The following is a 21007-nucleotide window of genomic DNA, read 5'->3' as shown; positions in this document are numbered from 1 at the left end:
ACGCCCCTAATCGACTGAGGTATTGCGGTATGAGTGATCGTCGTGTGGTTGTAACGGGCATGGGCCTGGTGTCGCCGCTGGGGAGCGGTGTCGAAGCAGTCTGGGCGCGGCTGTTGGCCGGACGCTCCGGGCTGCGTAATTTACCGCAAGAGGTGGTTGCCGATCTGCCGGCCAAGGTTGGCGGCGCAGTGCCTGCGCTGGCTGACGATCCGGAGGCGGGGTTCGATCCGGACCGGGCAACCCCACCCAAGGAACAGAAAAAGATGGACCGCTTCATCCTGTTCGCCATGGAAGCGGCGCGTCAGGCACTGGAGCAAGCCGGCTGGCAAGCATTGGACGCCAATGCCCAGGAGCGCACGGCCACTATCATCGGTTCAGGTGTGGGTGGATTTGGCGCGATTGCCGACGCGGTGCGCACCACCGATAGCCGTGGTCCGAAACGTTTGTCTCCATTCACTATCCCTTCATTTCTGGTCAATCTCGCGGCAGGTCATGTGTCGATCCAGCATGGCTTCAAGGGGCCATTGGGCGCGCCGGTCACGGCATGCGCCGCCGGGGTTCAGGCAATCGGCGACGCGGCGCGGCTGATTCGTGCGGGGGAGGCGGATATCGCGGTGTGCGGCGGTGCGGAAGCGGCGATCGATCGGGTCAGCCTTGCCGGGTTTGCGGCTGCTCGTGCCTTGTCCAGCGCTTACAACGAAACGCCTGAGCGCGCTTCGCGACCTTTCGACAGTGGTCGCGATGGATTTGTCATGGGAGAAGGGGCCGGGCTGCTGGTCATCGAGTCTCTGGACCATGCGCTGGCCCGGGGTGCCCACCCGCTGGCGGAGCTGGTCGGCTACGGCACCAGCGCCGATGCCTATCACCTGACCGCCGGCCCCGAAGACGGCAGCGGTGCGCGGCGAGCGATGTCGTTGGCATTGGCGCAGGCAGGTGTTTCACCGGCTCAGGTTCAGCATCTGAATGCTCATGCAACCTCTACTCCAGTGGGGGATCTGGGTGAGCTGGCGGCGATCAAGGCGTTGTTCGGTGCACAAAACGGCATCGCCGTGACATCGACCAAGTCGGCGACCGGGCATTTGCTCGGTGCAGCGGGTGGACTCGAGGCGATCTTTACGCTGCTGGCGATCCGTGACCAGATCGTGCCGGCGACCCTCAATTTCGAGAACCCGGACCCTGCCACTGAAGGTGTCGACATCGTTCATGGCAACGCGCGGCCGATGGCCATCGAATACGCGTTGTCCAACGGCTTCGGATTTGGCGGGGTCAATGCCAGTGTGCTGTTCAAGCGTTGGCAGGGTTAATCCTGCGAGTGCTTGAGGTGATCGCGTGCGACGTCGAGAATCCGTTGGGCAAACTCGGCGTCGGCGACGCTGCGCGATAACAGCAAGGCGCCGACCAGCGTAGACATGATGACGATGCTGCGTTCGTCGGTGCGCTCTCCGTCAAGGGTGTGCTGGATCTGATCGAGTCGCGCCTGGAGTACGACGTCGCTGGTCGGACTCGGTTGACCACGCAGCCCCAGTTCCGAAGAAATGGTCAGCAGTGGGCAGCCTTCCTGAGGTGAGGTTTGATGCCATTCGGACAGATAAGCGTCGATGAAGGCTTCGAGTGGATGCTCCTCGGCGAAGATTTGTGCGCACAACTCGTCGACTTGTACGCCAGCCTCTTGCAAGGCTTTCTCTACCAGTTCGCCTTTGGACTTGAAGTGCGAGTAAAAGCCACCGTGGGTCAAGCCCAGTGCCTTCATCAGAGGTTGCAGTCCGGTCGCGCCGATACCGTCGCGTCGAAATCGCGCTGAAGCTTCCTTGATTATGCGTTGGTGGGTCTGGGCTTTATGGTCCTGCGAGTAACGCATCTGATATCTCCGCATCAATGCGGCCATATTAACCAATGAAAATTGCATGGTGACTGTACTTCTACTTCTTAAAAGCATGCAGATGCATCGATATGGGCACTAAGCGGCATGATTTCAGGAGATTTCACGCAAAAACAAACCCCGCCTTTCAAGGCGGGGTTTTCAGTCAGCGGTCCTGCGCTTCCTTGGCGTCCATTTCCGCATTGCGTTCGGCGACGCGCTTACGTTGCTCTTCGGTCAGTTCGACCTTGTTGGCGGTCTCGCGCAGCATCATCAGACCACCAACGATCGAGCCAATGGCAACGACCAGAATCAACCAGGCATACCAGGGCATAGGACTCTCCTTGAAAGCAGGCGGGTTGGCGAGGGCTCGCCAACCGATCGTGCATACCACTTTGAGTGATGGGGTTTCATCGCAGTTCCGTCGTTATCACCCTCATTCTATGCCTGTTGTTCAAGGTTCACTCGAACGCTTTCAAAGTCCGGTCAGCATCGCATCCGCCGGTGCGTCGGCGCGCAGTTGCGCGGTGAGCATGAAGTACACAAAACCTGCCGCCATGAAGCCGAGGAAGATCAGGCCGATCAACGTGTTGAACCAGGCCATCGCCACCAGGCAAACCACCGCCAGCATCAGTGCAATGAACGGTACCAACGGGTAGCAGGGGGCGCGGAAGGTGCGCTCCAGGTTCGGTTCGGTTTTACGCAGTTTGAACAGGCTGAGCATGCTCATGATGTACATCACGATGGCGCCGAACACGGCCATGGTGATCATTGCGGCGGTTAGCGTCATGCCGCCGAGGTTGATCAGGCCGTCGCTGTAGATGGCTGCAATGCCGATCACACCACCGGCGATGATCGCCCGGTGCGGGGTTTGAAAACGCGACAGTCTGGCCAGGGATACCGGCAGGTAACCGGCCCGGGCGAGGGCGAAGAACTGCCGCGAGTAGCCGAGGATGATCCCGTGAAAACTCGCCACCAGACCGAACAGGCCGATCCACACCAGCATGTGCAGCCAGCCCGAGCTTTCGCCGACCACGGTTTTCATTGCCTGTGGCAGCGGGTCGTTGATGTTCGACAGGGTGCGCCAGTCGCCGACGCCACCGGCGAAGAACATCACGCCCATCGCCAGCAGCACCAGGGTCAGAATACCGCTGATGTAAGCCTTGGGAATCGTGCGTTTCGGGTCCTTGGCTTCTTCGGCGGCCATGGCTGCGCCTTCGATGGCGAGGAAGAACCAGATGGCAAAGGGGATCGCCGCGAACATCCCGGCAATCGCCGGAGCACCGAATACGTCGGAACCGGCCCAGCCATTGAGGGCGAAATGGCTGAAGCTGAATGCCGGGGCGACCACGCCCATGAACACCAGCAATTCGGCGACGGCCAATACGCAGACCACCAGTTCGAAGGTCGCTGCCAGTTTCACGCCGAGGATGTTGAGGCCCATGAACACGATGTAGGCACCGACTGCCGCGTGTTTCGGGTCCAGGGCTGGAAACTGGACATTGAGGTAGGCGCCGATGGCCAGGGCAATCGCCGGTGGGGCGAAGACGAATTCGATCAGTGTCGCCAGCCCGGCGATCAAACCGCCTTTCTCGCCAAAGGCGCGACGACTGTAGGCAAAGGGACCGCCAGCGTGAGGAATGGCAGTGGTCAGTTCGGTGAAACTGAAGATGAAGCAAGTGTACATGGTGGCGACCATGAACGAGGTCACCAGAAAGCCCAAGGTCCCGGCCACGCCCCAGCCATAGCTCCAGCCGAAATACTCTCCGGAAATCACCAGCCCGACCGCAATGCCCCACAGGTGCAAGGTGCCCAGCGTGGGTTTGAGTTGTGTGTTCATGGGTTTGCTCCCTGAGTGGTTTGGAAAGCTCAGGGGAGACCAGTGCAGTGGGCGTGCCATTTCGCGATTGTGCGTCGTAATGGGCTGAAAGCTGTCGTATCGGGGATGTTCGCCACTGGATGCACGAATTTTGTGCGTCAGTCAGGGGCGCAGTTGTTGCAAATGCGGCTTTCGCGAGCAAGCCCGCATACCCGCTCCCCAACACCGCTGCAACGCGCAGGTTTGGTATTTAAATGCAGGGGCGGGCAGCGGTTGATGCTCAGGCTTGCTGAGTGAGGCACTCGCGCAATGCCGTTTGCCAGTCAGGTTGACTGACACCCCAATCGCGCTGCAAGCGACTGCAATCCAGGCGCGAGTTGAGCGGCCGGGCTGCGGGTGTCGGGTAGTCACTGGACGGGATCGGCAACAGGTCGGCGCAGGGCTTGCCCTGTTGTCGCAATGCTTCGCCGATAGCCTGGGCGAAGCCGAACCAGGAGGTTTCACCTTGAGCACTCAGGTGATAAGTACCCCAGTTTGCAACGTCGTTCACCTGCCAGCGTTCAATCAGGGCAAGGGTGCTGTTGGCGATTGTACCGGCCCATGTAGGTGCGCCGATTTGATCGGCGACTACACGTAACTCCGGTTTCTCTTGCAGCAAACGCTGCATCGTCAGCAGAAAGTTACGGCCATGAGTTGAATAGACCCAACTGGTACGCAGGATCAGATGTTTACCTTGCACGTCCCTGATGGCCTGTTCGCCGGCCAGTTTGCTCTTGCCGTACACCCCGAGCGGATTTGGCGTGTCGTCCTCGTTGTAAGGTCCGGCTTTACTCCCGTCGAATACATAGTCCGTGGAGTAATGTATCAACGGGATGTCGAGCGCCAGCGCTTCTTCGGCAAGGATGCCGGGTGCTACCGCGTTTATGGCAAAGGCTGATTGCGGCTCGCTTTCTGCCAGATCAACCGCTGTATGGGCCGCGGCGTTGATGATCAGATCGGGCCGGACGTTTTGCACCTGACGGCGAATCTGATCGGGTTGCGCGAGATCGAGCTGATCGCGACCCAATACGATCAGTTCGCCGACAGCCCCCAGTCGCCGTTGCAATTCATGTGAAACCTGACCGTGTCGGCCATTGATGAGTATTTTCACGGGAACAGTCCAGTCTCGTTACCGGGCAAACCGGGCTCGCACAGGTTCATTGCTCTTCCCCCGCCAGTTTGGCCAGGTACTGGCCATACCCGGTTTTGCCAAAGTACCGGGCACGCTCCAGCAACTGTTCGCGGTCGATCCAGCCATGTTCATAGGCTATCTCTTCGAGACAGGCGACTTTGAGACCTTGGCGGTGTTCGATGGTTTGCACGTACTGAGAGGCTTCGAGCAAGCTATCGTGGGTGCCGGTGTCGAGCCAGGCGAATCCTCGACCAAAACGCTCGACCTGCAGATCGCCACGTTGCAGATAGGCATTGTTGACGTCGGTGATTTCCAGCTCGCCGCGAGGCGAAGGTTTCACCGCCTTGGCAATCTCGATCACATCGTTGTCGTAGAAATACAGGCCGGTAACGGCATAGCTGGATTTCGGCTTTTTCGGTTTCTCTTCGATCGAAAGCGCACGGCCATCTTTGTCGAAATCGATCACGCCGAAGCGCTCGGGGTCTTTGACCCAATAACCGAACACGGTGGCACCGCAAGTGCGTTTTGCCGCGTTCTGCAATTGTTCGCCAAAGTGCTGACCATGGAAGATGTTATCGCCGAGGATCAGGCACACAGGGTCATCGCCAATGAACTCTTCGCCAATCAGAAAAGCCTGGGCCAGACCGTCCGGTGAGGGTTGCTCGGCAAAGCTGAAATTCACCCCGAACTGGCTGCCGTCGCCCAGCAGATTGCGATACTGGGGTAGATCCTGCGGGGTGGAGATCAGCAGAATATCCTTGATGCCGGCCAGCATCAGCACCGAGATCGGATAGTAGATCATTGGCTTGTCGTAGACCGGCAACAGCTGTTTCGACACTCCAAGCGTAATCGGGTGCAGGCGTGTGCCCGAGCCACCCGCCAAAACGATGCCTTTCATCATGCGAGCAGCTCCTTGGGATTGATGGCGCCAAGGCGTTCGCCCTGATAACTGCCGTCTTGAACACGGCGGCACCATTGCATGTTGTCCAGATACCATTGAACGGTTTTGCGCAGGCCGGTTTCGAAGGTCTCTTCGGGTACCCAGCCCAGTTCGCGTTCAATCTTGCTGGCGTCGATTGCGTAGCGCAGGTCATGACCAGGGCGATCCTGGACGAACGTGATCAGGTCAGCGTAATGCGCAACGCCCTCGGGCTTGTGCGGTGCCAGTTCTTCAAGCAGGGCGCAGATGCCACGCACCACGTCGATGTTCTTTTGTTCGTTGTGTCCGCCGATGTTGTAGGTCTCGCCGACGCTGCCGGTGGTCACCACTTTGAGCAGTGCCCGGGCGTGATCTTCGACGAACAGCCAGTCGCGCACTTGCAGGCCATTGCCATACACCGGTAGCGGCTTGCCGGCCAAGGCATTGAGGATGACCAGCGGAATCAGTTTCTCGGGGAAGTGGAACGGCCCGTAATTGTTCGAGCAATTGGTCAGCAGCACCGGCAAGCCATAGGTTCGCTGCCAGGCACGGACCAGGTGGTCGGACGCAGCCTTGCTGGCGGAGTAGGGCGAGCTCGGCGCGTAGGGAGTCGTTTCCGTGAACAGATCGTCGACACCGTGCAGGTCGCCGTAAACCTCGTCAGTGGAAATGTGATGAAAGCGGAAGGCGCTTTTCTCAGGCTCCGGGAGGGCGTGCCAATAGGCACGGGCGGCTTCGAGCAGGCTGTAGGTGCCGACAATGTTGGTCTGGATGAATTCCGATGGCCCGTCGATGGAACGATCGACGTGGGACTCCGCTGCCAGGTGCATGATCGCGTGAGGCTGGAAACGTGCCAGCACCGCACTGACGGTCGCCTGATCGACAATATCGGCCTGAACGAACTCGTAGCGAGTGTCGTTGGCAATGCTGGTCAGCGACTCGAGATTGCCGGCATACGTCAGTTTGTCCAGGTTGAGCACATCATGCTCAGTGTGTTGAATCAGCTCGCGGACAAGGGCCGAGCCTATGAAACCGGCTCCGCCGGTAATAAGGATACGCACGTTGGGCCAGCCTTCTTCAGTAATGCGGATAGCGGTAGCTTGCAGGCGCGAGCGGGGAGGTGCAAGAGTTCTTGACCCCATTCGGTTGCGTCGCGCCAATCGGGCGGGATTATCCACGACTTGCAGCAGTCACTCACTACTCGCGCGCGCAATTTAGAGTTCTACCTGCGACACTCCCGGTTTTTCCGCACCGGAGCTCCTCCCCCGCACCCTGTAACCCCGGCGTAAACCCACTCTTTACGCTTTTTTTATGCCTCTCCCGCACCCTCGATCTCGTTCCTTTACAGCCTCCCTGCCGACAATGACTCCACACACGGCAATACGCCGTAACACGGAGAACTTCCATGAGCGTTCTGGACGGGGTGTCGCTGCTGCTCGCAGTGGGGCTGTTCATTTATCTGTTGGTTGCGCTGCTGCGCGCGGACCGGAACTAGGGAGCGGTTATGCACAGTTATGACTATTGGCTGATCCTCGGTTTTTTCGCCCTGGTATTGGTCCCGGCGCCGTTTCTCGGGCGCTTTTACTACAAGGTAATGGAAGGTCAGCGCACGTGGCTGTCGCCGGTCTTCGGGCCGGTCGAACGTGGCTGTTACCGGCTGGCCGGGGTTGACCCGCAAACTGAGCAGAGCTGGCAGAAATACGCTCTGGCCCTGCTCGCTTTCAACCTCGCAGGTTTCCTGTTGCTTTTCACGATCCTGTTGTTCCAGGACCACTTGCCGCTGAACCCGCAGAACCTGCCGGGTCAGGAGTGGACGCTGGCGTTCAACACCGCCGTCAGCTTCATGACCAACACCAACTGGCAGGCCTATAGCGGTGAAGCATCCCTGAGCTACTTGAGCCAGATGGTTGGCCTCACCGTGCAGAACTTCGTCAGCGCCGCCACCGGCCTGGCGGTACTGGTCGCGCTGTGTCGAGGTATCGGTCGTAAATCCACCCGGACTCTGGGCAATTTCTGGGTCGACATGACCCGCGCCACCCTCTACGGCTTGCTGCCGCTGTGCCTGCTGCTGGCGCTGTATCTGGTCTGGCAGGGCGTACCGCAAACCTTCGCGCAGTATGTGAACGCGGTGACGGTGCAGGGCGTCGACCAGGTCATTCCCCTGGGGCCTGCTGCCAGCCAGATTGCGATCAAGCAATTGGGTACCAACGGTGGCGGTTTCTTCGGCGTGAACTCGACGCATCCGTTCGAGAACCCGACGGCGTGGAGCAACCTGTTCGAAATGGCTTCGATCATTCTGATCCCCGTCGCGCTGGTGTTCACCTTCGGCCATTACGTGAAGGACCTGCGTCAGAGCCGCGCGATCATCGCCTGCATGCTGGCGCTGTTCCTGATCGGCGGCGCGACCTCGCTGTGGGCTGAATACCAGCCGAACCCGGCCCTGAACAACGTCGCCGTCGAACAGACCGCACCGCTGGAAGGCAAGGAAGCGCGCTTGGGCACCACTGCCACGGTGCTGTGGTCGGTGACCACCACGGCCGCGTCCAACGGTTCGGTGAACGGCATGCACGACAGCCTCAATCCGCTGAGCGGCATGGTGGCGCTGGTCAACATGATGGTGGGCGAAGTGATCTTCGGCGGCGTTGGCGCCGGGCTCTACGGCATGTTGCTAAACGTGCTGATCGCGGTGTTCCTCGCCGGCCTGATGATCGGTCGTACTCCGGAATACCTCGGCAAGAAACTGCAGGCCAGGGAGGTGCAATTGTTGGTGGTGACCCTGATGGTCATGCCGATTGGCGTACTGGTGCTCAGCGCGATCGCCGCCAGCCTGCCAGGCCCGGTCGCTGCTGTGAGTAACCCCGGTCCACACGGTTTCAGCCAGTTGCTCTACGCCTACACCTCGGCCAGTGCCAACAACGGCTCCGCCTTCGCTGGTTTCGGCGCCAACACACCCTTCCACAACCTGATGCTGGGCCTGGGCATGTTGATCGGTCGCTTCGGCTACATCCTCCCGGTCCTGGCCCTGGCCGGCAGCCTGGCGATGAAGAAAACCGCGCCGATCGGGCAGAACAGCTTCCCGACCCACGGCCCGCTGTTCGTGACCCTGCTGACCGTGACCATTTTGCTGGTGGGCGGCCTGACATTCTTGCCGACTTTGGCGCTGGGCCCAATCGCTGAACATCTGAGTATGGGCTTCTAAGGAGCTGATGATGAATATGCCCGTAACCAAAACCGTCGCCGCCAAGGCGCCGGAACAAACTAAAACCGCCATCTCGGCCTTGTGGCGCCCGGCGCTGCTGCAAGCCTTCGTCAAACTCAACCCACGGCAGTTGCAGCGTGCGCCGGTGATGCTGGTGGTCGAACTGACGGCGATCCTGACCACCGTGTTGTGCTTCATTCCCGACACGGCGGTGCCGACCTTCGTCGCCGCGCAAATCGCGGTGTGGCTGTGGTTCACCGTGCTGTTCGCCAACTTCGCCGAAGCCCTGGCCGAAGGTCGCGGCAAGGCCCGCGCCGACAGCCTCAAGGCCGGTAGCGAAGGCCTCAGCGCCCGGCGCAAAACCAGCAACGGCACCTTTCAAGTGGTGCCGGCCACCAGCCTGCGCAAAGGCGATGTGGTGCGCGTCGAAGCGGGGGAAATGATCCCCGGTGACGGCGAAGTGATCGAAGGTATCGCGGCAGTCAACGAAGCGGCGATTACCGGTGAATCGGCCCCCGTGATCCGCGAGTCCGGCGGCGACCGCTCGGCCGTCACCGGCAACACACGGCTGGTGTCCGACTGGCTGTTGGTGAAGATCACCGCCAACCCCGGCGAGTCGACCCTGGACCGCATGATCGCTCTGGTTGAAGGCGCCAAGCGTCAGAAAACCCCGAACGAAGTGGCGCTCGACATCCTGCTGATCGGCCTGACCCTGATCTTCCTGCTGGTCGTGGTGACCCTGCAACCGTTCGCCCACTTCGCCAACGGCAGTCTGCCGCTGGTGTTCCTGGTGGCGCTGTTGGTCACGTTGATTCCGACCACCATCGGCGGCTTGCTGTCGGCCATCGGTATCGCCGGGATGGATCGTCTGGTGCGCCTGAACGTGATCGCCAAGTCCGGTCGTGCGGTGGAAGCGGCGGGGGACGTGCATGTTCTGCTGCTGGACAAGACCGGCACCATCACCTTCGGTAACCGTCGTTGTTCGGCGGTGTGTGCCGCGCCTGGCGTGACAGCCGGAGAACTGGCCGAGGGCGCATTGCTGGCTTCGCTGGCCGACGACACTGCGGAAGGCAAGTCGATCGTCGAGTACCTGCGCGGCACTCATCCGCAACCGGAACCGTCCGCTGAGGTGCTGACATCTGTGCCATTCAGTGCCGAAACCCGCTTGTCCGGTGTCGACTATCAAGGGCGTGTGTACCGCAAGGGCGCGGTGGATTCGTTGCTGGCGTTCGTGGGTCTCAAGCGTGCTGACCTGGCACCGGCCTTGTCCCGTGAAATCGACAAGATCGCCCAAAGCGGCGGCACCCCGCTGCTGGTATGTGCCGACGGCAAGTTGCTCGGGGCGATCCACCTCAAGGACGTGGTCAAGCCCGGTATCCGCGAGCGTTTCGCCGAGTTGCGCAAACTGGGGATCCGCACCGTCATGGTCACCGGCGACAACCCGTTGACCGCCGCTGCCATCGCTGCCGAGGCGGGTGTGGACGATGTGCTGGCCGAAGCCACGCCGGAGAAAAAACTGGCGCGCATTCGTCACGAGCAAAACGACGGTCGTCTGGTCGCCATGTGCGGCGACGGCGCCAACGACGCCCCGGCCCTGGCCCAGGCGGATGTCGGCATGGCGATGAACGACGGCACGCAAGCGGCCCGTGAAGCGGCCAACATGGTCGACCTCGACAGCGACCCGACCAAGCTGCTGGACGTGGTGCAGATCGGCAAGGAGTTGCTGGTCACCCGCGGTGCGCTGACGACCTTCTCCATCGCCAACGACGTGGCCAAGTACTTCGCAATCCTGCCGGCACTGTTCGTCGCGATCTATCCGCAACTGGGTGTGCTCAACGTGATGCACCTGAGCAGTCCGCAGAGCGCGATTCTCTCGGCGATCGTGTTCAACGCCTTGATCATTGTGGTGCTGATTCCGCTGGCGCTGCGCGGTGTGCGGGTGCAGGCGGCGAGTGCGGCGGCGTTGCTGCGGCGCAATCTGCTGATCTATGGCCTGGGCGGGATTCTGGTGCCGTTCGTGGGCATCAAGGCGATCGACATGCTGTTGACGGCGTTGCATCTGGTTTAAGCACACTCACCCACTGTAGGAGCGAGCTTGCTCGCGATGGAAGTTAACGATAACGCGTTCTGTCTGCATGAGCGTAGCGCCCTCCGGTTCTTCGCGAGCAAGCTCGCTCCTACAATTCGAGGATTTTGAAATGTCCACATTGATACGCCCGGCCCTGAGCCTGCTGGTCCTGATGACGCTGATCACCGGCGTCGCTTATCCACTGGTGGTCACCGGCGTGGCCCAGGTCGCGTTCCCGGATCAGGCCAACGGCAGCCTGGTGCGGGATGCCGAGGGCAAGGTCCGCGGCTCCTCGCTGATCGCCCAGGATTTCGTCGGCGACGCCTGGTTTCACCCGCGCCCTTCGGCCGGTGCCTTTGCCACCGTGTCGAGCAGTGCCAGCAACCTGTCGCCGAGCAACCCGGCGCTGGCGACACGGGTGATCGACGATACCAGCAAACTGCTGGTACCCGGCCAGGGGCCCGTGCCATTGGCGCTGGTCACTACGTCCGGCAGCGGTCTCGATCCGCACTTGCCTCCGGCGGCGATTGCCTATCAACTGGCGCGTGTCGCGGCGGCGCGCAACCTGCCGGTAGCGACGCTGCAACAACTGTTGGACGCTCACATCGAACAACCACTGATAGGCCCGCCGGTGGTCAATGTGCTTGAGTTGAACCTGGCGCTGGAAAAACTTTAGGTCCGTGGCGCTGCCATTCGCGAGCCAGCCCGCTCCCACACTGGATAAGTGTCGTACACACAACTTGTGGCCACTGAAGATCTAATGTGGGAGCGGGCTTGCTCGCGAAGGCGGTAGAACGTTCACCCATTCCCTTCAAGAAAAAAGAGAGCTTCAAGCATGAGCAACTCCGGCCGCGCCGACGCGCTGTTAGCAGACCTGCCCCGTGATGGCCGTGGCCGGCTCAAGGTGTTTCTCGGCGCCGCGCCGGGTGTCGGCAAGACCTACGCCATGTTGCAAGCGGCCCACACCCAGTTACGCCAAGGGGTGAAAGTGATCGCCGGCGTCGTCGAAACCCACGGCCGGGCCGAAACCGAAGCATTGCTCGGCGGCTTGTCGCAGCAGCCTTTGGTGCGCTCGGAATACCGTGGCGTGTTGCTCGAAGAAATGGATCTCGACGGTCTGCTCCTCGCCAAACCGAAGCTGGTGCTGGTCGACGAACTGGCGCATACCAACGCACCCGGTAGCCGTCACGAAAAACGCTGGCAGGACATTCAGGAACTGCTCGCTGCCGGCATTGACGTGTACACCACGGTCAACGTCCAGCACCTGGAAAGCCTCAACGACCAGGTACGCGGCATCACCGGCGTGCAGGTCCGCGAGACCCTGCCGGACTGGGTGTTGCAGGAAGCCTACGAACTGCTGCTGATCGACTTGCCGCCACGGGAACTACTGGAGCGCTTGCGCGATGGCAAGGTCTATGTACCGGAGCAGGCGCGGGCGGCCATCGACGCGTTCTTTTCCCAGACCAACCTCACGGCCCTGCGCGAACTGGCGATGCAAACCGCGGCGGCTCAGGTCGATAACGATCTGGCCCAAGGGTATCGCCAGTTGGGGCAAGCGGCGCCGGCCGTGCGCGGGCGTTTGCTGGTAGGGGTCGACGGCGATGCCCAGGCCGAGCGTCTGGTGCGCCATGCCAGTCGCGTGGCCCAGCGGCGGCACCTGCCCTGGAGCCTGGTGCACGTAGACAACGGCCGCGTGCGTGACGAGCAGTCCCGCCTGCGTCTGCAGAGCGCCCAGCAACTGGCCGAGCGCCTGGGCGGCGAAGTGGTGTTGCTGCGCGCCGGTGAAGTGGCGAAAACCCTGATCCAGCATGCCGCCGAACGCCGCGCCAGCCTGGTGCTGGTCGGCCAGTCCCGGCCGCGTTTGCGCCGACGTCTGTTCGGTGGCGGGCTGGCGGCGCGTCTGCTGCGTAATGCGCGCGGACTGGAAATCAACGTTCTCGACAGCGATCACCAACAGCTTCAACCCCATCAGCGATCGATGCATTCACTGGTCTGGTTCGACTACGCATTGGCTGTGGTCGCGACGGTTCTGGCCAGCGCCCTGGCCTGGGCCGTGGCGGGCGTGCTGCCACTGCCGAACATTTCCCTGGTGTTCCTTGCAGCGGTATTGCTGGTGGCGGTGCGCAGCAGTCTCGGGCCGGCGCTGGCCTGTGCGGCGCTGTCGTTCCTGACCTATGACTTCCTGTTCATTCCACCGAATTTCTCTTTCAGAATCCAGCGCGAAGAAGACGTGCTGACCCTGCTGTTCTTCCTGCTGATGGCGGCCCTCACCGGCAACCTCGCGGCGCGCCAGCGCAGGCAATTGCAGGCATTGCGCGATACCCAGGAAGAGACCACCGAACTGCTCGACCTGTCACGCAAACTCACCGCCGCCACCGACCGCCAGGCCGTGGTCAGTGCGGCGGCCCAGCACCTCAATGGTTGGAGCGATGTGCAACTGTGCCTGCTCAATCGCGACGGGCAAAACGGCTGGAAAGTCGAAACCGGTGGTCCGCTGGAGTTCAGCGAAGCCGAGCGCGCCGCCGCCGATTGGGCCTGGCAACACGATCAACCCGCGGGTGCGGGCACCGGCACCTTGCCGTTCGGCCGCTGGTGGTGGTGGCCATTGTCGGTGGAGGACGGCCCGCTGGCCTTGCTTGGCGTGTGCGCCAGGGAAGGCCAGACCCTGAGTGGTCAGCGCCGACGCTTGTTGACCGCGCTGAGTCAGCCGCTGGCCCAGGCGCTGGCCCGGGCGCAACTGGCCGATGATCTGGAAGCGGCGCGGCTGCACGGCGAAACCGAGCAACTGCGCAGCGCCTTGCTGGCGTCGGTGTCCCATGATTTGCGTACCCCGCTGACGTCCATGCGCGGCAGTATCGACAGCCTGCTGGCCCTGGGAGAAGCGATCCCGCTGGAGGACAGACGTGAGCTGCTCGAAGGCACCCGCGATGAAGCCGAGCGCCTCGATCGCTATATTCAAAACCTGCTCGACATGACCCGCCTCGGCCACGGTGCCTTGAAGCTGGCGCGGGACTGGGTGTCGCCGGCGGACATCGTCGGCAGCGCGCGCAATCGCCTGCGGGCAGTCCTTGCGCCGTTGCAGGTCAGCACCGACGTACCGGCCGAGTTACCGTTGCTGTATGTGCATGCCGCGCTGATCGAGCAGGCACTGATCAACGTGATGGAAAACGCCGCGCGGTTTTCGCCACCCCACGGGCGTTTGCAATTGCGCGCCGGGGCCGATGACACTGAGTTGTTTTTCTCGGTCAGTGATGAGGGCCCGGGGATACCGGAAGAGGAACGGGCGAAGATTTTCGACATGTTCTATACCGCGGCGCAGGGTGATCGTGGCGGGCAGGGTACCGGGCTGGGGCTGGCGATTTGTCAGGGCATGGTCGGTGCCCATGGCGGGCGCATCAGCGTCGCCGACGGCATCGAGGGGCGCGGCACCTGCATCACGTTGCACCTGCCGCTACAGGCTCAGCCGGGATATGAAAGTGAAGCCTGATCGCACTTGCGCTACTCTCTTGCCACTTCTTTGTGTTGATGTGAATTCATGAGCCAGACCTCGACCATTTTGGTCATTGACGACGAACCGCAGATCCGCAAATTCCTGCGCATCAGCCTCGCTTCCCAAGGCTACAAAGTGCTGGAGGCGGGTACCGGCAGTGAAGGATTGGCGCAAGCCGCGTTGAACAAGCCGGACTTGCTGGTGCTCGACCTCGGCTTGCCGGACATGGACGGCCAACAGGTATTGCGCGATTTTCGCGAGTGGTCGACAGTGCCGGTGCTGGTGCTCTCGGTGCGCGCCGGTGAAGGGCAGAAAGTAGAGGCCCTGGATGGCGGCGCCAATGACTACGTGACCAAGCCGTTCGGCATTCAGGAGTTCCTCGCGCGGATTCGGGCGTTATTGCGCCAGGCGCCCGCAGGCGAGATGCAACAAGCAGCGCTGAGCTTCGGTCCGTTGACGGTCGACCTGGCGTATCGCCGGGTGCTGCTCGACGGTGTCGAAGTCGCGCTGACCCGCAAGGAATACGCGGTGCTGGCGCAACTGGCGCGGCATCCGGGGCGGGTGATCACCCAGCAGCAATTGCTCAAGGACATCTGGGGGCCGACGCATACCGAAGACACTCACTACCTGCGTATCGTGGTCGGGCACTTGCGCCAGAAACTGGCGGATGACCCGACCCAACCCAGATTCATTGTCACTGAGGCTGGGGTGGGATATCGGTTGTTGAGTGAGGGCAGCCTTTAGATCTTCGTTGCCTGATCTGACGTCATCGTCGGAACGCCGCCCGGAGCAAGCTCGCTCCCACAGGAATTTCGGTTAGACACACATTTTGTGAACACCAAAGATTCACTGTGGGAGCGGGCTTGCCCGCGAAGAGGCCCTGATAGTCACCCGAGAACTTTCAGACGCTCAATTCTGCTCATTCTCATACCGGTCCAGCGTATCCCGCGCAATCTCCCGTCCCAATGCGATCAACTCCGGCGCCTTGTAGAACTCGAAAAACCGACACACGCGTTTGGGCACGTTGATCAGGATGTCCGGCGGATACCCGGCAATCTTGTACTGCGCCAGCGACGTCTGCATCACCTCGAAACTCTGGTTGATCAAATCCAGCAAGGACGCGGGTCCGACGTTGTCGATGATGAACGAACCGGTGGCGGAGCGGGGTGCGCCACTGGCTTGCGGAGCGGCCGCGGGTTGCTGCGCCTCGGGCTCGGCGGATTCGATCCACGGGTTGAGCTCCGCACCTTCGGCCTTCAAGGCTTCCTGTTCCAGAATCAACAATTGCTCGGCCTGTTTGCGGCGGAACGGCAACTTCGAGCCGACGGAGTTGATCAGGCTGTCGAAGCGGGTCTTGAACGCGGCGGGACGCTGGATGACCGGCAATTGATATTGGCGCTGGTTGGTGGAGTTGAGGTTGACCGCGATGATCAAGTCGCAATGGCTCGACACCACCGGCACGATCGGCAGCGGGTTGAGAATGCCGCCATCGACCAGCATGCGATTGCCCTGCATCACCGGGGTAAACAGGCTGGGAATCGCTGCCGAGGCGCGCATGGCCTGATGCAGGCAACCTTCCTGGAACCAGATTTCCTGCTGGTTGGTCAGATCGGTGGCAACCGCGGTGTAGGGGATACGCAAATCTTCGATGTTGACCTCGCCGACGATCTTGCGGATCTGCCCGAAGACTTTCTCGCCACGAATCGCCCCCAGACGAAAACTGACGTCCACCAGGCGCAACACGTCGAGATAGTCCAGGCTCTCGATCCAGTCGCGGTAATCATTGAGTTTGCCGGCGGCGTAGATCCCGCCCACCACCGCGCCCATGGAGCAACCGGCGATACAGGCAATGTCATAGCCGCGCCGTTCGATCTCTTCAATGACCCCGATATGTGCATAACCCCGGGCTCCGCCCGAGCCCAATACCAGTGCGACACGCTTTTTCATGAATCGCCCTCGTTTCAATGGTTCAACAATGCACCCATCGAGGGCCATGCTTCAATCGCCATGGTCGTTCGAGGGGACAAGAGCGTCGTATTTTCGACACTCCATGGCGGCACATGGTTATTCTCGTCAGCGCTATAGTTTGCACAGCGGACCAACGGCACTTTTCAGGTGCCACAACGTCTTACCTGCACGACTGTTGACCTATTTTTGAGGAGTGAGTGATGAAAGCCTGGATCTGCGTGCCATTGATTGCCCTGGCGCTCGCCGGATGTGCCGGCAAAACCGCTTATCGCGACAGCTGCGGTAGTAACCTGGATGCGGCATGGCATGAACTGGACCTGGCCAAAGCCGAAGGTTTCGCCGGGACCGTCAGCTACTCCAAGGCCCTGTCGCTGTTGACCGCGGCCAAGACCCAGCAGCAATTCGAGGGGTTCGAAGGCTGCACCAAAAAAGCCGAAAAGGCTCGTTTCTATATTCGTGAGTCGCGCGCGGGGCGTTAAAAGCGAAAAGCGGTTACAAGCTCTAAGCTGCAAACTGCAAGACCCATCGAGCTTGCAGCCTGGAGCTTGCAACCTGGCGCTGTTTACGGAGTAAACCCCCATGATCGATCGGCTGGTGGCTCAGGTTCTGGGCCTGGAAGTTCGTCTGCTGGCCTGTCAGGCCCGCCTGAAAGAGCGTACTGACCCTGAAGCGTTACACGATCTGCGCACAACCATGCGTCGGCTGCGCAGCCTGCTGCGCCCCTTGCGCGGGCTGCCCGGCGTCGAACAACTGGAAGCGGCAGCTTCTCGGGTGGGCGACCTGAGCACGCCATTACGTGATCGCGAAGTGCTGGCGGCGTACCTGCTCCAGCACCATCAACCCCAAGCCGCACAGTGGCGCATGGCGCAAATGGCTGAGGCCTATCCGGCCGTGGCGGCCAGCCCCGAACTCGCGCAAATGTTGATCGTCCTCGATGCGTTTCCGCGTTTTCTGCGTGCAGCCCAGCGCCAGGGATTGCTCAAGGGTCTGCGCAAGCGCATCGAAAAGCGCCTGGGCAAGCAGTGGGGAAAACTCGACGAGGCACTGCACGATCCGACTCATGACCGTCATCGGCTGCGCCTGCTGATCAAGCGCGTGCGCTATGGCATCGATGCTTACCCCGAGCTGGACCGTTTGCCAAAAGCAGCCATGCCCCGATTGAAATCGGCCCAGGGCGCGCTGGGTGACTGGCACGATTGTGTGCAATGGCTGGCCATGGCTGAACGGGAAGCGGATTTGCAGCCCTGTGTTGCGGTCTGGAAAACTACCATGGCCGAGGCTGAACAGCGTGCGGACCTTGTGCTGGAGAAATTCAGCCGCGACTGCTTCAAATCCTGATCACCACCGATCAAATGTGGGAGCGGGCTTGCTCCGGGCGGCGCTCCGACGAAAGCGGTGTGTCAGTCAGCATTAATGCTTAAGCTGATGGCCTCTTCGCGAGCAAGCCCGCTCCCACAGGGTTTTTATGTTCGACATGAAACCTGCACGGCTCTTCTGTCAGTACTTTTGGCCGGAATGGGTGCTGTATAGCCTTCGCCAGCTGGTTAAGATCCCTTCATCTTTTTCCGATCCCAGAGGTTTTCATGCGTTTTTCCGAACTGCTCGACGCTGTCCGCAGCCAGCCGCTGGAGCTGTCTATTCCGGCCTCCTGGGCCCAGGGACGGGCCAGTTTCGGTGGCCTGGTGGTCGCTTTGCAGTACGAAGCCATGCGTGCCCGGGTTCCGGCGGATCGTCCGGTGCGTTCGTTGGCAATCACCTTCGTCGGCCCGGTTGAACCCGAGGTACCGGTCAGTTTTGAGGTCGACGTACTGCGCGAAGGCAAGGCCGTCAGCCAAGTGCTGGGCCGGGTGATGCAGAAGGGCCAGGTGGTGACGTTGATCCAGGGCAGCTTTGGTGCCTCGCGCCCCTCGGAAGTGGCGGTGGCCGCTGAACCGGCACCTGAAATGAAGCACTGGGACGAGTGCCAGGAATTGCCTTTTGTCGAAGGCGTCATCCCGGAGTTCATGCGGCATCTGGCGATGCGCTGGAGTATCGGCGGGCTGCCGTTCAGCGGTAGTACATCCCGGTATATGGGCGGCTGGGTACGCTTGCGCGGCGACGTAAAGGAAGAGGCCATCAGCGAGGCGCATATCCTGGCGCTGGTGGACGCCTGGCCGCCGGCCCTGATGCCGTTCTTGAAGAAGCCGGCGATGGGTAGCACGCTGACCTGGACCATCGAATTCGTGCAGCCGCTGCTGGAACTGAACACCCTGGACTGGTGTAAATACCTCGTCGAAACCGAATACGCCGCCGACGGCTACGGGCATGCCGCCGCAAAAATGTGGAGCGCGGATGGCCGGTTGATCGCCATGAGCCGGCAGACGGTGACCGTGTTCGCCTGATCAGTGACGGCGGTGGCGCTCACGCCAGGCGCGCCACCAGCCACCGCTGAGGAAGAACCGCGGAAACGTCAGGAACTGCTCGACCAACAAGCGCGATACCGCATCCTTGCGATCGCTGAAGGGTTCGGAGGCTTGTGTCTCCAGGCTGTGGCCGTGGCGTTGCAAGGCCAGCGCCGCAATCATACCGATCACGCCGATGGCGATGTTTGCCAGGCTCAGGCTGAACACCCCGGACACAATCAGCAGAAACGCCACGATGAACAGCGGCACCGCGATCAGGTGCAGCACCAGATTGGTCGGGTGCTGGTGATTGTTCGGGTACGCTCGCCATTGCCAGGCGGGAAGGTTGGGGTGACGTTTGCCCATGATGCTGATCCTCGATCCATGTTGAACACATGTGATTAAGAATAGGCCCGGTCTATGCTGGCGGCGAATCAAGGCTGGCTATTGGCTCGATAGGTGTCATGGTCTGGATTGATGTTGCCGGTTCCGGCCTCATCGCGGGCAAGCCCGCTCCCACATTCGTCCGCATTCTAATGAAAGAACTCGGTCACCTGTGGGAGCGGGCTTGCTCGCGAAGAGGCCCTCAAAGTTTCAGTTGACCGATAGCCCTGCTCAACTCCCCGGCCAATGCCGCCAGCTCATTGCTGGTGGTCGCCGACGTCACCGTCTGCTGCACCGTGTTCTCGGTCACGTCACGGATGCTCACCACCGCCCGGTTCATCTCTTCCGCCACCTGGCTTTGCTGCTCGGCCGCCACCGCGATCTGTGTATTGCTCTCACGCATCTGCGCCACCGCGCCGGTGATCTCGGCCAATGCCGCGCCGGCCTCTTGCGCCTGTTGTACGCAATCATCGGCCTTGAACGAGCTCTCTTGCATGAAATCCACGGCGTCCCGCGTACCGGCCTGCAACGCCGAGACCATGAGGGTGATTTCATCCGTGGAGGCCTGCACGCGTTTGGCGAGGTTGCGTACTTCATCGGCGACCACCGCGAAGCCGCGCCCCATCTCGCCGGCCCGGGCCGCTTCGATCGCGGCGTTCAGCGCCAGCAGGTTGGTCTGCTCGGCGATGCTGTGAATCACCTTGACCACGCCGTTGATCTTCTGGCTGTCCTTGGCCAGGCGTTGAATCATCTCGGCGGTCTGCTGGACGCCGGTGGACAGTCCGGCAATCGACCGCTGCACCCGTGTCACGACCTCCTGCCCGCTGCCGGCCAGGGTATTGGCCGATTGCGAAAGGTCACGGGTGGCACCCGCGTGTTGGGCGATGTGATAGACCGTGGCGGTCATTTCATTGATCGCCGTGGCGGCCTGATCGGTTTCGCTTTGCTGGCCGAGCATGCCGTGGCGCACTTCATTCATGCTGGCCGCCAGCCGCGCGGCGCCGACGTCCAGCTGCCGGGCGGTGCTGGCGACGGTGTTGACCACCCGTTGATAACCGGCCTGCATGGCGTTGAAAGCGTTGGCCATTTGCCCGACTTCGTCGCTGCAAGCCAATGGCACGCGGGCCGACAGATCGCCGGTTTTCTCCACGTGCAACATGACGTCTTTCAAGGTGTTGAGCTGGCTGAGCAGGAAGCGGATCAATAACTGCGATGCGCCGAGCATTGCCAGCATCAGGATGAACACCGCCACCGCGTAGTTGGCAAAACGCTCGTTGAACACCTGGCTCAGGCTCGGACCGTGGGCAATCACGGCGACCCGCTGGCCGTCGGCACGGGTAAACACTTCGGCACCCATCAACGGATTGTCACCGAACAGCGGCATCGGGTTGATCTCGACCCAGCCGTTTGCACTGATGAGTTCGGGAATGGGTTGTTCATTCAGTGAGGGCGCCTGTCCGCGATTGAACGTCAGCAGGTTATCGATTTCGGGCAGTGGCTGCCCGGCAGGCCAGGCGCCAAGCAATCGCGCCTGCGACTGAGCCGAAGCCTGGGCGGCATGACTGCGGGCCTGCTGTTCGAGCTGCACCGCGTACAGCACCAGCAACAGGGTGGTGACGAAAGCGACGGCGTTGACCGCCCAGAATTTGTATTTCAGCGAGATATTGCTAAGCCAGGCACCCATGGAGGTCTTCTCTGATAGCGGAAACAGTTTTGGCAAGGTGCCATTATTGTGCCGCTATTCAGGTGG

At 61.3% G+C, this 21007-nt stretch carries 19 protein-coding genes; 10 read left to right on the top strand and 9 right to left on the bottom strand.

Features of this window, described 5'->3' with window-relative positions; all coding sequences use genetic code 11:
• Positions 1-29 precede the first annotated feature (29 nt).
• Positions 30-1304 (top strand): beta-ketoacyl-ACP synthase II, encoded by a 1275-nt coding sequence (gene fabF / locus AC3IT6_RS21190; RefSeq protein ID WP_489270960.1) that lies wholly within the window; start codon positions 30-32, stop codon positions 1302-1304.
• Here fabF and AC3IT6_RS21185 read toward each other — a convergent pair.
• The 6 genes from AC3IT6_RS21185 to rfbB form a co-directional block, all read right to left on the bottom strand.
• The gene (locus AC3IT6_RS21185) at positions 1301-1858 is read right to left on the bottom strand and encodes a TetR/AcrR family transcriptional regulator (RefSeq protein WP_489352536.1); all 558 of its coding nucleotides are present in this window, start codon (positions 1856-1858) and stop codon (positions 1301-1303) included. The two genes, fabF and AC3IT6_RS21185, sit on opposite strands and share 4 nt — an antisense overlap.
• 166 nt (positions 1859-2024) lie before the next feature.
• The gene (locus tag AC3IT6_RS21180; protein ID WP_489352534.1) at positions 2025-2192 is read right to left on the bottom strand and encodes a DUF2897 family protein; all 168 of its coding nucleotides are present in this window, start codon (positions 2190-2192) and stop codon (positions 2025-2027) included.
• A 141-nt stretch (positions 2193-2333) separates the two neighbouring features.
• Positions 2334-3698 carry an ethanolamine permease gene (gene eat / locus AC3IT6_RS21175; RefSeq protein ID WP_489352532.1) on the bottom strand — a complete coding sequence of 455 codons (1365 nt, stop codon included), beginning with the start codon at positions 3696-3698 and terminating at the stop codon, positions 2334-2336.
• Positions 3699-3957: 259 nt separating this feature from the next.
• Complete coding sequence (gene rfbD / locus AC3IT6_RS21170) at positions 3958-4827, bottom strand: dTDP-4-dehydrorhamnose reductase (protein ID WP_489352530.1); 870 nt, start codon at positions 4825-4827, stop codon at positions 3958-3960.
• 46 nt (positions 4828-4873) lie between these two features.
• Positions 4874-5749, bottom strand: coding sequence for a glucose-1-phosphate thymidylyltransferase RfbA (rfbA, locus tag AC3IT6_RS21165; protein ID WP_477798166.1), 876 nt, complete (start codon positions 5747-5749; stop codon positions 4874-4876).
• Positions 5746-6828 carry a dTDP-glucose 4,6-dehydratase gene (gene rfbB / locus AC3IT6_RS21160; RefSeq protein WP_489352528.1) on the bottom strand — a complete coding sequence of 361 codons (1083 nt, stop codon included), beginning with the start codon at positions 6826-6828 and terminating at the stop codon, positions 5746-5748. Before rfbB ends, rfbA begins: the two co-directional genes overlap by 4 nt.
• 344 nt (positions 6829-7172) lie before the next feature.
• Between rfbB and kdpF the strand changes: the two genes are divergently transcribed.
• The 6 genes from kdpF (at position 7173) to AC3IT6_RS21130 (ending at position 15268) form a co-directional block, all read left to right on the top strand.
• Positions 7173-7262, top strand: coding sequence for a K(+)-transporting ATPase subunit F (gene kdpF / locus AC3IT6_RS21155; RefSeq protein WP_007899818.1), 90 nt, complete (start codon positions 7173-7175; stop codon positions 7260-7262).
• A 9-nt stretch (positions 7263-7271) separates the two neighbouring features.
• Positions 7272-8966 (top strand): potassium-transporting ATPase subunit KdpA, encoded by a 1695-nt coding sequence (kdpA, locus tag AC3IT6_RS21150; RefSeq protein WP_489352526.1) that lies wholly within the window; start codon positions 7272-7274, stop codon positions 8964-8966.
• Between the two features lie 10 nt (positions 8967-8976).
• Positions 8977-11034, top strand: a complete 2058-nt coding sequence (kdpB, locus tag AC3IT6_RS21145; protein ID WP_489352524.1) for a potassium-transporting ATPase subunit KdpB — start codon at positions 8977-8979, stop codon at positions 11032-11034.
• A gap of 130 nt (positions 11035-11164) precedes the next feature.
• Positions 11165-11710, top strand: coding sequence for a potassium-transporting ATPase subunit KdpC (gene kdpC / locus AC3IT6_RS21140; protein WP_489352522.1), 546 nt, complete (start codon positions 11165-11167; stop codon positions 11708-11710).
• Positions 11711-11869: 159 nt separating this feature from the next.
• Positions 11870-14521 carry a DUF4118 domain-containing protein gene (locus AC3IT6_RS21135; RefSeq protein WP_489352520.1) on the top strand — a complete coding sequence of 884 codons (2652 nt, stop codon included), beginning with the start codon at positions 11870-11872 and terminating at the stop codon, positions 14519-14521.
• A 48-nt stretch (positions 14522-14569) separates the two neighbouring features.
• Complete coding sequence (locus tag AC3IT6_RS21130; RefSeq protein WP_150753916.1) at positions 14570-15268, top strand: response regulator; 699 nt, start codon at positions 14570-14572, stop codon at positions 15266-15268.
• A 165-nt stretch (positions 15269-15433) separates the two neighbouring features.
• On the opposite strand, the gene AC3IT6_RS21125 is transcribed toward AC3IT6_RS21130, so the two are convergent.
• Complete coding sequence (locus tag AC3IT6_RS21125) at positions 15434-16471, bottom strand: patatin-like phospholipase family protein (RefSeq protein WP_489352517.1); 1038 nt, start codon at positions 16469-16471, stop codon at positions 15434-15436.
• 221 nt (positions 16472-16692) lie between these two features.
• Between AC3IT6_RS21125 and AC3IT6_RS21120 the strand changes: the two genes are divergently transcribed.
• From AC3IT6_RS21120 to AC3IT6_RS21110, 3 genes are all read left to right on the top strand, one after another.
• Positions 16693-16971, top strand: a complete 279-nt coding sequence (locus tag AC3IT6_RS21120) for a hypothetical protein (RefSeq protein WP_034150181.1) — start codon at positions 16693-16695, stop codon at positions 16969-16971.
• Between the two features lie 100 nt (positions 16972-17071).
• Complete coding sequence (locus AC3IT6_RS21115; RefSeq protein WP_489352515.1) at positions 17072-17830, top strand: CHAD domain-containing protein; 759 nt, start codon at positions 17072-17074, stop codon at positions 17828-17830.
• A gap of 245 nt (positions 17831-18075) precedes the next feature.
• The gene (locus AC3IT6_RS21110; RefSeq protein WP_150753913.1) at positions 18076-18873 is read left to right on the top strand and encodes an acyl-CoA thioesterase; all 798 of its coding nucleotides are present in this window, start codon (positions 18076-18078) and stop codon (positions 18871-18873) included.
• Here the strand turns inward: AC3IT6_RS21110 and AC3IT6_RS21105 are convergent, their stop codons facing one another.
• Together AC3IT6_RS21105 and AC3IT6_RS21100 are read right to left on the bottom strand one after the other, a co-directional pair.
• Complete coding sequence (locus AC3IT6_RS21105) at positions 18874-19239, bottom strand: terminase (protein WP_489352513.1); 366 nt, start codon at positions 19237-19239, stop codon at positions 18874-18876.
• 220 nt (positions 19240-19459) lie between these two features.
• Positions 19460-20941: a methyl-accepting chemotaxis protein gene (locus tag AC3IT6_RS21100; protein ID WP_489352511.1), complete on the bottom strand. Its 1482-nt coding sequence runs from the start codon at positions 20939-20941 to the stop codon at positions 19460-19462.
• Positions 20942-21007 lie beyond the last annotated feature (66 nt).

This window comes from Pseudomonas sp. KH_017 (assembly GCF_057840285.1).
This window is presented reverse-complemented; position numbering and strand designations above follow the sequence as displayed.

Excerpts from the sequence above, each read along its gene's own strand:
- kdpB (WP_489352524.1), top strand. The coding sequence starts at position 8,977 with ATGAATATGCCCGTAACCAAAACCGTCGCCGCCAAGGCGCCGGAACAA.
- AC3IT6_RS21125 (WP_489352517.1), bottom strand. The coding sequence starts at position 16,471 with ATGAAAAAGCGTGTCGCACTGGTATTGGGCTCGGGCGGAGCCCGGGGT.
- AC3IT6_RS21105 (WP_489352513.1), bottom strand. The coding sequence starts at position 19,239 with ATGGGCAAACGTCACCCCAACCTTCCCGCCTGGCAATGGCGAGCGTAC.
- eat (WP_489352532.1), bottom strand. The coding sequence starts at position 3,698 with ATGAACACACAACTCAAACCCACGCTGGGCACCTTGCACCTGTGGGGC.
- AC3IT6_RS21115 (WP_489352515.1), top strand. The coding sequence starts at position 17,072 with ATGATCGATCGGCTGGTGGCTCAGGTTCTGGGCCTGGAAGTTCGTCTG.
- fabF (WP_489270960.1), top strand. The coding sequence starts at position 30 with ATGAGTGATCGTCGTGTGGTTGTAACGGGCATGGGCCTGGTGTCGCCG.
- kdpC (WP_489352522.1), top strand. The coding sequence starts at position 11,165 with ATGTCCACATTGATACGCCCGGCCCTGAGCCTGCTGGTCCTGATGACG.
- AC3IT6_RS21135 (WP_489352520.1), top strand. The coding sequence starts at position 11,870 with ATGAGCAACTCCGGCCGCGCCGACGCGCTGTTAGCAGACCTGCCCCGT.
- AC3IT6_RS21185 (WP_489352536.1), bottom strand. The coding sequence starts at position 1,858 with ATGCGTTACTCGCAGGACCATAAAGCCCAGACCCACCAACGCATAATC.
- AC3IT6_RS21120 (WP_034150181.1), top strand. The coding sequence starts at position 16,693 with ATGAAAGCCTGGATCTGCGTGCCATTGATTGCCCTGGCGCTCGCCGGA.
- rfbA (WP_477798166.1), bottom strand. The coding sequence starts at position 5,749 with ATGATGAAAGGCATCGTTTTGGCGGGTGGCTCGGGCACACGCCTGCAC.
- kdpF (WP_007899818.1), top strand. The coding sequence starts at position 7,173 with ATGAGCGTTCTGGACGGGGTGTCGCTGCTGCTCGCAGTGGGGCTGTTC.
- AC3IT6_RS21130 (WP_150753916.1), top strand. The coding sequence starts at position 14,570 with ATGAGCCAGACCTCGACCATTTTGGTCATTGACGACGAACCGCAGATC.
- AC3IT6_RS21110 (WP_150753913.1), top strand. The coding sequence starts at position 18,076 with ATGCGTTTTTCCGAACTGCTCGACGCTGTCCGCAGCCAGCCGCTGGAG.
- AC3IT6_RS21180 (WP_489352534.1), bottom strand. The coding sequence starts at position 2,192 with ATGCCCTGGTATGCCTGGTTGATTCTGGTCGTTGCCATTGGCTCGATC.
- AC3IT6_RS21100 (WP_489352511.1), bottom strand. The coding sequence starts at position 20,941 with ATGGGTGCCTGGCTTAGCAATATCTCGCTGAAATACAAATTCTGGGCG.
- kdpA (WP_489352526.1), top strand. The coding sequence starts at position 7,272 with ATGCACAGTTATGACTATTGGCTGATCCTCGGTTTTTTCGCCCTGGTA.